This window comes from Xenorhabdus vietnamensis (assembly GCF_002127535.1).
In the GTDB taxonomy this organism is placed as follows: Bacteria; Pseudomonadota; Gammaproteobacteria; order Enterobacterales; family Enterobacteriaceae; genus Xenorhabdus; species Xenorhabdus vietnamensis.
Map to the genome: position 1 here is coordinate 145,858 of NZ_MUBJ01000006.1, position 12,059 is coordinate 157,916.

A 12,059-nucleotide genomic window follows, 5' to 3' on the forward strand; every position below is an offset into this window, starting at 1 on the left:
TTGAATTTCAGATCACTGACTTGCTTTCAGTTTTTGGAAATACTCTTCGTACAAGATACTGGCATTGCCAACATCATTCTGCCATTCCCCTTTTTGGATCACGGCTTCATCTGGATACAGAGATTTATCTTCTGCCATTTCCTTAGGCAGTAATTTTTTCGCCTCTAGATTCGGGGTTGGATAACCAATTTTCTCAGCTACTTGCGCTGCAATCTCTGGACGCAACAAGAAATTGATCAATTTCATCGCACCATCAACATTCTTGGCATTCGCTGGAATAGCCAAGCTATCCATCCAGAAAATCCCACCTTCTTTCGGCCAAATAATATCAACAGGTGTGCCAGCCTGACGTGCAACATAAGCAGAGCCAGTCCACATCATACCGATATCAACTTCACCTTCCATAAATGGGTTAGCAGGGTTGTCAGAGTTAAATGCCAGTACATTTGGCATCAGTTTTCTCAGTTCCTGATAAGCGGCTTCAATCTCTTTCGGATCGGTGGTATTGCCGGAATGACCCAATTTCAGCAACGCCATCTGGAAAACTTCACGGGCATCGTCAGTCAGCACTAAGCTGCTTTTGTACTTCGGTTGCCAAAAATCAGCCCAAGCAGAGAGGTTTTTTGGATCAATAGTATCGCGATTAACGCCAATCGCCGTTGCCCCCCAAATATAAGGAATAGAGTAATCGTTATTCGGGTCAAAAGACTTATGCAGCAAATTAGGATCAAGATTATGGAAGTTGCTCAGTTTACTGGTATCGATTTTTTGCAACATCCCTTCTTTACTCATTTTTGAGACAAAGTAAGTGGATGGAACCACTAAATCATAAGCACCATCTTTATAGGTTTTCAGCTTGGTGTACATGCTCTCATTGGATTCATAGGTAGAATAAATCACCTTGATCCCAGTTTCTTTAGTGAACTGGTTGAGCAAGCCAGGCGGAACGTATTCAGTCCAGTTGTAGAAATACAGCGTTTTGCCATCATTAGCAGCAGCGGCATTTACCGAACCAATGCTTAATGCCATCATTCCAGCGGCTAACAGATAAAACCACTTTTTCATGTCATGTTTTCCACACAGTTAGTGCGTCAATATCGTATATAGGCTCTGCATGAACCTACCCCCCCAAAAACGGCTATTATAAAAGCAGCATTTTGTAGGGTAAAGCCACTTGTTAAATTGCAGGTTTATGAATTGTACAATTTATACAATTTAATTGTACAATACGCCAACCATGCACATAATATATACAAATGCAGGAGAAAACATCGTGGATACATTCACCATTTCACACGCCCGCGAAAATCTAGCAGCAGTTATCGATCAAGCTGTGGCTGGCCAACCCGTAGAGATTACCCGTCATGGTCGAGAAACTGCCGTGATTATCAGTAAAAAAGAATTTGAAGCACTCCAAAAAGCGAAATTGGACGCTGAATTTGCTGATATCGTCGGCCTATTAGATACATCGAACAGGGCATTAACAGATAGATGATTCGACACGTCACTCCCGATGAAGTAATTGCCCTTCATGATTATCTTTTACGTCGTTATGCAGGTGTGCCCGGATTGTCTGATCCTGGCCGAGCAAACGCGATAGTTAGCCGAGTGATGAACCGAGAATTTTATGAAGCTATCACTGATATCTATGAACTAGCTGCAACATACTGGCTCGCCATTGCCCGCGGCCATATTTTTATAGATGGAAACAAACGAACAGCTCTGAATACCGCTATATTATTCCTGAAACGTAACAGAGTAAAAGTTTATGACCATCCAGAATTGGTTGAATTGACGGTAAAAGCAGCTAAAGGAGAATTTGTAGCTGCACAATTGGCTACCAAACTCAGAGAACTTTTCAAACCAGAGGTTAATCCTTACTGATATTCATCGAATTGTTTACCTATGGCAAAAACGATTACAAAATAAGAAAAGCGTGGTCAACCTATAACCACGCTTAAACAACCATGCTTAAACACCCACGCTTAAAAGAAGATTAAGACTTACCCGTGCGATCGCGCATTACAAATTGGCTAATCATCACCAAAACCAACGACATAAGTAACAAAATCGTTGCCAATGCGTTCACTTCCGGCGAAATCCCTACTTTTACCATTGAATAGATCTTAAGTGGCAGGATTTCATAGCTTGGCCCCGTCACAAATGAGGAAACAACCACATCATCCATTGACAGAGTAAAACTCAGCAACCAACTCGCCATGACTGCCGGCATCGCCAGCGGCAAGATGATTTTCCGCAGGATGGTCAGTTCACTTGCTCCCAAATCACGTGCTGCTTCCAGCATTTTGATATCGAAGTCTTTCAGGCGGGAGTAAACCGTGACAACCACAAACGGCAGGCAGAAGGTGATATGCGAAAACAACAGCGACCAGAACCCCAGTGAGATGCCGAGCAACATAAACAGCACTAACAAGGAAATCGCCATCACGATATCTGGCGACATCATCACCACAAACAGCATACCGCCAACGAACTTTTTGCCACGGAATGAGTAACGATACAAAGCCACCGCAGTTAAAGAGCCAATCAAGGTCGCAAACGTAGCAGATGCTACCGCCATTGTCAGAGAGTGGCCAGCCGCTTGAAGCAGGCTGTCATTGGAAAACAGCAGACTGTACCATTCGGTGGTAAAACCCTGCCACTTAATACCAAAACGTGATTGGTTAAACGAACTTACCAGCAGAATGAGAATCGGAATATACAGGTACGCATAAATGATGGTCATGAAGCCACCGCGCAACAGGCGTCTGATCATTCCAGTTCCACCTTCTTGTTCAACAGCTTAGCTGCACGATAGTAAACCAATAACATCAACCCCATTACCAGCGTCAGACAAATGCTGGTCGCCGCCCCAAACGGCCAGTCGCGGATATTGAGGAATTGACTCTTAATCACGTTACCGATCAACAGGTTCTTTGCTCCGCCCATCAAATCCGCCACATAGAACAGCCCCATCGCTGGCAGTAATACCAGCAAACAACCGGCGATAATGCCCGGCATGGTGAGTGGCACAATAATGCGAATAAACGTCTGCAATTTCCCTGCCCCCAAATCGCGCGCCGCTTCCAGACAGGGTTTATCCAGTTTCTCAATGCTGGAATAGAGCGGCATCACCATAAACGGTAGCAGGATATAAACCAGTCCCAATACAACCGCTTCAGGGGTATACATAATGCGCAACGGTTTATCAACAATCCCCACCCACAGCAGAAAATCATTCAAATATCCGCGGGTACTGAGGAACATCTTCAAGCCGTAAATACGGATTAGCGAGTTCGTCCAGAACGGAACGATCAGCAGGAATAACATGAGTGGACGCAATTTCTGCGGCATGCGTGCCAAGAAAAAAGCGAACGGATAACCAATCACCAGACAGCACAGCGTCGCCACAATCGCCATATTCAGCGAATGCAGCAACACCTCAGCGTACAGCGGATCGAACAACCGGGTATAGTTATCCAGCGAGAATACCATCTTCACTAAATTGGCATCATCACGAGTCAGGAAGCTGGTTCCGATAATCATCAGATTCGGCAAAAAGACGAACAGCATCAGCCAAGCGACAATGCCCGTAATGACGATATTCTGGAATAGTTTACGCGTCTTCTTCATCGACCAGCACAACCTCCCAGCTTTCTACCCAAGTCACGGCAATTTTCTGGTTCAGGGAATGGTCAACATCAGGATCATCTTCGTTGAAGAATTCACTTACCATGACCATCTTGCCATTTTCCATTTCGACCACTGAATCCAGAGTCATGCCCTTGTAGTTACGCTCACGGACATAACCAATCAGGCCTGATACCTGCTCACCGTTGTTGATTTCTTCCACGCGCAGGTCTTCCGGGCGCAGCAATACTTTCAACGTTTGCCCGACCATCACAGGTAGCGAAGTGAAAATATCACATTCGTGGCCTTCAACATTAGCGCGTATCCGCTGCTCATCAATACGGTGCAATACTTCAGCATCAAAGATATTGATTTCGCCGATAAAGCGGGCAACAAACAGGTTTTTCGGCTCTTCGTAAATCTCACGTGGAGAACCATCCTGTTCAATGCGTCCGTCACGCATAACCACGATGCGGTCTGACATGACCAGAGCCTCTTCCTGATCATGGGTAACGAAGATAAAGGTGATGCCAAGCTTACGCTGGAGCGCCTTCAGCTCATTTTGCATCTGCTTGCGCAATTTGTAATCGAGCGCGGACAGTGATTCATCCAGCAGCAAGACTTTGGGTTTATTGACTACCGCACGGGCAATCGCCACACGCTGCTGCTGGCCGCCGGAAAGCTGGGCAGGTTTACGCTGGGCAAACTCTTCAAGCTGAACCATACGCAATGCTTCTTCAACACGCGGAGCAATCTCTTTTTCCGGTGTTTTCTGCATTCGAAGTCCAAAAGCGACGTTTTCAAATACGGTCATGTGGGGGAACAAGGCATAACTCTGGAAGACCGTATTAACGTGACGGTGTTCGGCGGGAATATCGGTAATGTCCTGCCCTTCCAGTAAAATTTTGCCACAATCAGCATCTTCTAGCCCGGCAATCAAACGGAGTACTGTGGTTTTGCCACAACCGGATGGCCCCAGAATGGTCAGGAACTCGCCATCATTGATTGTCAGATCAAGCTGTGAAATAACTTGTTTGCCATCGAAGCCCTTATTCAAGGCTTTCAATTCAACAAGTGGTGTCAGAGAGGTATTCTCAGTCATTTATGCTATCATCTATCCCTTGGAATAATGCAGATAGAACCGCCACGGGAAAAGACTGTGTCAGCTAGCAGGAGGCATCATTTCTCCGCTAAAGCTCAAAGCCAGTGGCGCCGGTTGAAATTACGAAGCGCGCATGATAAACGCAGTAAGCCCAAATTGAAAGCCGAAACAATGACAATATGTCATTTTTTATTATCATTTCACAAATGATAACGCTTATAACCATCTTGAACTAAATATTACCGTATGAAAATTATTTTCCACCCTCCATTTTGGAATAAGTTAAATATTGTTATTTTTCAATTAATTATCACAAAAACCCAAAGCAAACTCCATAGCCATGCGATACCCCACTCACCGATACTTCCAAGAGACTCAGGCATTCATTCTTTTGTTATGACATTCTGACTCTCTTTTCATACTGACAATCATATTGATAGCTGTCATTCCGATGATGGATTTCTTTTTTATTATTGAGGTCTATTAATTTATTAGCACTATTTTTTATTGTTTTAATAACTAATTTTGTAATTCTTGGATTCTCCTAATAAGTTCATTTTCCTGTGGTGAGAAAGGTGCCTTACTATAGCAATTGACCGCCTTTCTGAGAAATTGCATTTATTAGTCTAATCCACCAAATAGCACCAATCAACTGCACATCTAACTAATTCTTCCGTAGCATCAATATACCAATCCGTATTACCTTCCCTTTTAAGAATAACCGGTATCTCACTACACCCCATAATAAATTTTTCAACCCCAATATTTTTAAGCTGAGAAATAACTGACTCTATTAACCAATAAGCCTTTTCTTCATCGCCGCTTTTATAAGCCAAAATACTTTCCATAATAACTTCCTGCTGAATATCATCAGGAACCACAAAGTTCACTTTTTCTTTTTCCAACTGAGATTGATAAAGCCGTGACTTTATCGTCCCTGTTGTAGCAAGAATCGCAACGTTATTAATCCCTTCCATTACGATTTTATTACAAGTAATTTCAATCATATTCAGAAAGTACATTTTAGTTGATGCTTTTAACTCATCATACCAATAATGCGCTGTATTACACGGCATAATAATACACCGTGCTCCCGATGACTCTAATATTCTCAATGAAACCAACATGTTATTTAATGGCGATACTCCACCAGAAAGTATACTTTCCGTTCTGTCTGGAATATCAGGAAAAGAAACGGTAATAACAGGAATATGTTCCTGATCTCTGTTTGCTGGTGTATATTGAATTATCTTTTCCATTGTATCTACAGTTGCGGCCGGCCCCATGCCGCCAAGAATGCCAATTATTTTTCTCATATGCCATCTCCATAAGTAATCGTTATGATGGCATATAAATTACGGTTCGTGATTGCAATATTTCTATGGCCTATGTTGAATTTGCATGAACCGTTTTATTTATTGATATCAGCAAACGTTATTTTGTATGGTGGATTTATGTTTAATAATATTGAACTGAAATGGTTATATGATGCAGTAATGTTGGAGGAGTTACGAAGTTTTACACTTGCCGCAGAACGGAGGAATATATCTCAATCTTCTTTTAGTCGCAGGATTCAAGCTCTTGAGAATGCTGTCGGTTTTGAAATATTTAATCGTAACTCGAATCCATTACAGCTTTCATTGCAAGGAAGAGGTTTTATTGTTTATGTCAGGAATCTTCTTGGTGATATAGAATATCAAATCGGTAAGTTAAAAGGTGGAGAAATATCTAAATACCGAATTAATATCACCGCAGCTCATTCGCTTTCTATTTCTCTATTACCTGAGTTAATTTCTGGTTTTGCGGAAAATTCAGATAAGGTTTTTAATATCGAATCCATTAATGTTGATGAGGCTGTCAATAATCTCAAAAACGGTAAAAGTGATTTTATTTTGTCTTTCTTTAATGAAGAATTGATGACATCACCGTTCCTTCATCATAAGGTGTTGGATGCTCGATTATACCTTGTCTCTGGCTGTACAGCGGATGGTAAACCGTTATATCGGCTGGAACATACGCCTTTGCCATTAATGAAATACACCAATGAAAGCTATATGGGGCGTCAGGTAAATCAGTTGCTGGAAAAAGATTTCAGGGGACGGTTTACTTATTTTTGTCTTTCCTCCATGAGTGAACTGCTGAAACGTATGGTGCTGGATGGTCACGGTGTCGGTTGGCTGCCGGATTATTCAATCCGTGAGGAACTCAAGGAGCAGAAATTGTGTTTACTGGAACCAGAGCAGGCTTCGATAAAAATGGGCGTTTTTATTTATCGGACTTACTCCCGCCTTAATCCTTCGTCAGAGCGCTTTTGGCAATATATGCGCAAACGGTGGACAGCAATCTGACCACCAGCCTGCTATCAGATTAACTTGCTGTAATCGCTGCTGAATATAGCAAGTCTGCTCACGCTTCTTGGCGAACTATTTCATTTTGCTGCTCTGCCCGTTCATCACTACCCTGCTTTTCTTCCAATTTAGCAATCACGGCGGTGGAAATGCTGTTACCTACTACATTGGTCGCTGTGCGCCCCATATCAAGGAATTGATCAATGGCAAGGATGAGCAAGATCCCCGCTTCTGGCAGGCTGAACATCGGTAATGTCGCCGCGACCACCACCACCGAAGCTCGCGCAACGCCAGCCATGCCTTTGCTGGTGATCATCAATGTCAACATAATCAAAATTTGTTCGGTGAGACTCAGATCGATGTTGTAAGCCTGTGCGATAAAAAGGACGGCAAAGGATTGATACATCATCGATCCATCAAGGTTAAAGGAGTAGCCCAACGGTAATACGAAGCTGGAGATTTTTTTCGGTACACCAAAGCGATCTAGCGCGTTCATGGTCTTGGGATAAGCGGATTCACTGCTTGCTGTGGCAAAAGCCAATGTCACAGGTTCCCGAATAAGTTTCATCAGTGAAAACATGCCATTGCCGAGAAAAAAGAATCCAACAGCTGACAGAATCGCCCAGAGCAAAAGCAATCCGAGGTAAAAGAGTCCAATAAGTTTGCCGTAATCATAAAGCAAGCCCAAGCCTTGTACGGTAACGGCGGAGGCAATGGCAGCAAACACGGCAATCGGCGCAAATGACATTACATAGTCTGTGATACGAAACATGATGCGCCCCAGATCTTCAATCAAGGTCACAATGGGGCTTTTTTTCTGGCCGTTGTGGCAGATATAGGAAAGTGCAGCACCAAAAAAGATCGAAAAAACCAGGATTTGCAAGATCTCATTATTTGCCATCGCAGAAGCGAAGCTGCTTGGGAAAATATGGCTGATAAAGTTTTTCAACGAGAACCCGCTGGTATTGAGGCCAGTATTTACCTCTTCCTGCTGTGGAATAGTGACATTAAGCCCAACGCCGGGCTGAAATACGTTAGCCATCAGCATACCAATACCCAGTGAGACTAATCCCGCGGCAATGAACCATACCATCGCTTTAAGGGTAATCCGTCCTACGGAAGATGACCCGCCAATTGACATTAATCCCGTCACAATCGTGGCAAATACAAGTGGTGCGATGATCATTTTGATCAGGCGCAGGAATATATCGGTGATAATGTTGATATAGGCGGCAATTTCTTTTGTCTGACTGGCATCAAGATAATGATGAAAACCCCAACCGGTAATAATCCCAAGCAGTATGGCGATAATGATTTGTCGCATGAGCTTTCGCCTGTTCATGATGACCTCTTATTTTTTGTTTTCTGATTTTTACTTGATTGGATGTTTACATTTTTTTAACTTTTGATGAAATGCAAATGAAAGATACGGTATGCAGAAAACGCATGACTATATAAGGATAGAAATTAATTCCACAAATTAAATCCATTACTTCATCTATAAAGATATTTTATTGAAGTTCTGCCATAAATGGAGACTAATCTTTAGAAAAACGCTTAACTAAATACCATCAAGATAATTTATTTAATTTGTTACTGTGAATATTAAAAATATAACAAATCAAATTATTCATGTTTAATTAAGATAATGCTGATTTTCGACAACTTATCACATACTATAAGCCAAAGAAGAGATAGGTTGTGGTTTATTTGGTTATCTTGACGGCCCTAATACCTACATTCTCCATGCTTTTGTTAAGAAAAGCTCCAAAACCCCCAAGAAAGATTTGGATCTGACCAAATACCGCATGAGAGAGGTGAAGTATGAGCAGATTACACGCACTTAAAACTAAAGCATTACAAAACCCAGAGGTCAAGCAAGCTTATGATGAATTGGTACCTGAGTTTGAACTGATTAATTCACTTGGCGCATGATCGTTACAGTCATGCGCTTTGCCTGTATTTTCAATCTAATAATTTAGTTTAATACAATATCGGATAAACCCCCGGCCCAATTGGCAACCCAGCGAAATACCATCCCACTAACAGCAGTATCCAAACAGCATAAAACACCAAAGGATATGGCAGTATTAACGTGTAATAAGTGCCTAGCTGAGCATTTTTATAATAACGCTGGAGGAATCCCAAGAAGAGGGCTACTGAAGTTTTTCACGATATTCGGCAATATCCACTGTAATCCTTCAGCGCCCAGTAAATTTTTAACTCTGATGAGTTCCCCATTGGTGGGATTTTTTACACTCAAATCAAACCAAGAAAAAATAGCCATCGCTATCATTAAAACAGCAGTTAAATAAACGAATAAAACAAAAGGATTTGGAATTTTATTTCCGACTTTTTCAATCCAACCAAGAATACGCCCCGGACTTTTATTGACAGGAATAGTTGCTTCACTCATGGTTTTTTCCTTTGTGTTTGCAGTAGCTATTATTTTGTAATCAGGTAGCTTCGAAAGAAGGTAAATGAAGGGCGATAGTCGCTAAGGTTTTCACTGCGGTTTTCATCACGTTCTCATCAAAATCAAACCGCTCATGATGGTGACCTGCACTGAGCTGTGATCCGAAAATGAGGTAGGTAGCCTGACCGCCATTCGCTTTGACTCGCTCCATAAAATAGGTCGCATCCTCCGAACCCGCAGGTTGTTGAAAACTTTTGGCAACAGATGAAAGCTCTGGAATATGTTGTTGGGCTTGGTGATAAATAAAATCGACCCATACAGGGCTGGGTTGACTGCTTTGGGCGGCTCCCATTAATTTTATGTCATATTCAACACCCTGCATTTTTGCTGCGCCATCAATAATATTAAGGGCCTGATGATAGACAAACTCATTGATCTCATTAGTTTTACCACGCGTTTCCACTTTCATTAATGCGTAATCAGGTATAACGTTACGGCCAATGCCTGCCTGTAACACTCCGACATTAATGCGTGAACTGCCCTCGCTGTGGCGAGAAATAGCATGTAACCCTAAAACGGCATGGGCCGCAGCTAATAAGGCATTTTTTCCCTCTTCTGGTTTTGCGCCAGAATGGGCGGCAACGCCACGATAAGTGACATCAATTTTGGTAGTGGCAAGAAAATTATCACTCCCGCAAACCAATTCACCTTGAGGCACACCAAGACCGATATGGATAGCGATAAATAAATCCACATCATCAACGACACCCGCTTCCGCCATTGATTTTGCCCCACGAGTGCCCTCTTCCGCAGGTTGAAAAATCAGTTTTATTTTTCCTGTCAGTTGGCTTTCATATTTCTTCAATATATTGGCAAGCCCCAAGCCGATTGCTGTGTGGCCATCATGACCACAGGCATGCATCATCTGTGCGTTGCAAGAAGAAAAACCTTCGGCGTAAGGGAAATGTACATGAGTTTGCTCCTCATTCTGGTCGAGAGCGTCCATATCAACCCGAAAAGCCAATGTCGGCCCCGGTTTGCCTGTATCGAGTGTCGCAACAATGCCAGTGAATCCGCCAGAAAAATGGGGCAACCATTTAGTCAAAGCCCCCTGCTTAATTGCGCGCTGTTCTTGTGCCTGTAATACTGATTCTGGAGGTAGCCCCATTCGGGCATCTGCCTTGATAACCTCTTTTCCCATTTTCAGGCTATAACCTAAACGATGTAGTTCATCTGCCACGATAGTTGCTGTTCTGAATTCAAACCAACCAGATTCAGCAAAATGGTGGAAATCTCGACGCCAGCTTTGTAATTTCCCGGCGATTTGCCGAATAGATTCGCTTAGTAAAATATCCATAATAATATTCTCTTAAAGTTATCCAAGAAGATGGAAGTTCTTTTATTTAGTCAATATTGACTTACGTTAATAAATCAAATTAGTTTCATTCCAATTAAATTTTTTTTATTTAATTTGTTAATAATTGAAAATATTTTCGTTCTTTGATCGGGAGCTTATTTTTATTACTAATTTCTAATGTAGACAATAAATTTCATTTAAATAAGATACAATTAACTTTGCCTATATAATTAAAAGTTATCGTGAGAGAGAACAATGGCAACACCAATAAAACTCAATCAATTACGTGCTTTTGTTGAAATCAACCGTTATGGTAGCATCAGAGCAGCCAGTCGTTTTTTATCACTCTCCCAACCAGCTTTGACTAAATCGATACGAGAATTGGAAGATGCACTCGGTGCAAAATTATTTATCCGCAGTAACCAAGGTATTCATTTAACAGAGTGTGGAAAAGGTTTTCTACAACGCGCAAGTTTAATACTTGAAGAGCTTCGAATTGCTCAAGAAGATATTTAGCAACATATTGGCTTAATTGGAGGTGTCGTTAATATTGGTGTTGCAGGCAGTATTGCACGTACAATTATGCCAAAGATAATTACGCAGTTTCACCGGGATTACCCAACGGTAAAATTAAGGGTTGTAGAGGGGCAATTATTGACTATGCTGCCTCAACTTAGACTAGGTGAATTGGATTTTACCGTGAATACCTATTATCCCGGCAGTTTAGATGCAGAATTGAGCTTCGAAAAGTTGATGGAAAAAGAGTACAAGGTGATTGTACGCAAAGGACATCCAAAAACGAATGCAACCTGTTTGCAGGAATTGGCTGATTGTGATTGGACTATGCCAACACCGAAAGGCACTTATTATCGTAGCTTATTTGAAAACTTTTCATCGCTGAATAAACCACCGGTCTTTAGCGTTACGTGTGAAACATTGATGACTTGTATGAGTTTAGTCGCCGAAAGTGACTTTTTAACGATTGTGGCAGTCGATGTGGTTAATGAGATTTTGTTTGATCAGCAGTTTGTAGCTTTGGATCTTGAAGAACAACTTCCGTTTGCGACTTTTGGCCTTGTTCAACGAAGAGATACAAAACTGACTCCTGCAGGAGAACATTTGGCGAGGCTTTTTCGGATGTATTGTCGGGAGTGATTTTCGTGCTCAGGATGGAAATTTTGATCATCGTTACCTTTACAAAACTGG

At 42.0% G+C, this 12,059-nt stretch carries 11 protein-coding genes and 3 pseudogenes; 5 read left to right on the forward strand and 9 right to left on the reverse strand.

The genetic code is table 11. The annotated features are described in order from the left end of the window. Positions 1–12 precede the first annotated feature (12 nt). Complete coding sequence (potD, locus tag Xvie_RS07785; RefSeq protein ID WP_086108766.1) at positions 13–1,065, reverse strand: spermidine/putrescine ABC transporter substrate-binding protein PotD; 1,053 nt, start codon at positions 1,063–1,065, stop codon at positions 13–15. Between the two features lie 208 nt (positions 1,066–1,273). Here potD and Xvie_RS07795 point away from each other — a divergent pair, with 208 nt between their 5' ends. Together Xvie_RS07795 and Xvie_RS07800 are read left to right on the forward strand one after the other, a co-directional pair. Then, the gene (locus Xvie_RS07795; protein ID WP_244175539.1) at positions 1,274–1,495 is read left to right on the forward strand and encodes a type II toxin-antitoxin system Phd/YefM family antitoxin; all 222 of its coding nucleotides are present in this window, start codon (positions 1,274–1,276) and stop codon (positions 1,493–1,495) included. Beyond that, positions 1,495–1,884, forward strand: coding sequence for a type II toxin-antitoxin system death-on-curing family toxin (locus Xvie_RS07800; RefSeq protein WP_086108823.1), 390 nt, complete (start codon positions 1,495–1,497; stop codon positions 1,882–1,884). Before Xvie_RS07795 ends, Xvie_RS07800 begins: the two co-directional genes overlap by 1 nt. 112 nt (positions 1,885–1,996) lie before the next feature. Here the strand turns inward: Xvie_RS07800 and potC are convergent, their stop codons facing one another. The 4 genes from potC to cuyB all read right to left on the reverse strand — a co-directional run bounded on the left by potC (position 1,997) and on the right by cuyB (position 6,048). Next, a complete protein-coding gene (gene potC / locus Xvie_RS07805; RefSeq protein ID WP_086108768.1) occupies positions 1,997–2,776 on the reverse strand; it encodes a spermidine/putrescine ABC transporter permease PotC in 780 nt (259 codons plus the stop codon). Beyond that, entirely contained in the window at positions 2,773–3,633 is an 861-nt protein-coding gene (potB, locus tag Xvie_RS07810) for a spermidine/putrescine ABC transporter permease PotB (RefSeq protein WP_086108769.1), read from the reverse strand. Before potB ends, potC begins: the two co-directional genes overlap by 4 nt. Continuing rightward, positions 3,617–4,732 carry a spermidine/putrescine ABC transporter ATP-binding protein PotA gene (gene potA, locus Xvie_RS07815; RefSeq protein ID WP_086108770.1) on the reverse strand — a complete coding sequence of 372 codons (1,116 nt, stop codon included), beginning with the start codon at positions 4,730–4,732 and terminating at the stop codon, positions 3,617–3,619. The genes potB and potA overlap by 17 nt, the downstream gene beginning before the upstream one ends. Positions 4,733–5,358: 626 nt before the next feature. Beyond that, positions 5,359–6,048, reverse strand: a complete 690-nt coding sequence (gene cuyB, locus Xvie_RS07820; protein WP_086108771.1) for a cysteate racemase — start codon at positions 6,046–6,048, stop codon at positions 5,359–5,361. Positions 6,049–6,186: 138 nt separating this feature from the next. Here cuyB and Xvie_RS07825 point away from each other — a divergent pair, with 138 nt between their 5' ends. Then, positions 6,187–7,080, forward strand: a complete 894-nt coding sequence (locus tag Xvie_RS07825; RefSeq protein ID WP_086108824.1) for a LysR substrate-binding domain-containing protein — start codon at positions 6,187–6,189, stop codon at positions 7,078–7,080. Positions 7,081–7,138: 58 nt separating this feature from the next. Here the strand turns inward: Xvie_RS07825 and Xvie_RS07830 are convergent, their stop codons facing one another. Next, on the reverse strand, positions 7,139–8,422 hold the full coding sequence (locus Xvie_RS07830; protein WP_086108772.1) for a dicarboxylate/amino acid:cation symporter: 1,284 nt from the start codon (positions 8,420–8,422) through the stop codon (positions 7,139–7,141). A gap of 352 nt (positions 8,423–8,774) precedes the next feature. Between Xvie_RS07830 and Xvie_RS07835 the strand changes: the two genes are divergently transcribed. Beyond that, complete coding sequence (locus Xvie_RS07835; protein ID WP_086108825.1) at positions 8,775–8,927, forward strand: type II toxin-antitoxin system RelE/ParE family toxin; 153 nt, start codon at positions 8,775–8,777, stop codon at positions 8,925–8,927. 136 nt (positions 8,928–9,063) lie between these two features. On the opposite strand, the pseudogene Xvie_RS25300 reads toward Xvie_RS07835, so the two are convergent. The 3 genes and pseudogenes from Xvie_RS25300 to Xvie_RS07855 all read right to left on the reverse strand — a co-directional run. Beyond that, positions 9,064–9,240, reverse strand: a pseudogene (locus Xvie_RS25300) (AbgT family transporter); the annotation flags it as partial. Continuing rightward, a pseudogene (locus Xvie_RS07850) lies at positions 9,236–9,496 on the reverse strand (AbgT family transporter); the annotation flags it as partial. The pseudogenes Xvie_RS07850 and Xvie_RS25300, both read right to left, overlap by 5 nt. Positions 9,497–9,536: 40 nt before the next feature. Next, complete coding sequence (locus Xvie_RS07855; RefSeq protein WP_086108774.1) at positions 9,537–10,853, reverse strand: M20 family metallo-hydrolase; 1,317 nt, start codon at positions 10,851–10,853, stop codon at positions 9,537–9,539. Positions 10,854–11,108: 255 nt separating this feature from the next. On the opposite strand from Xvie_RS07855, the pseudogene Xvie_RS07860 reads away from it, so the two are divergent. Further along, a pseudogene (locus Xvie_RS07860) lies at positions 11,109–12,008 on the forward strand (LysR family transcriptional regulator). Positions 12,009–12,059 lie beyond the last annotated feature (51 nt).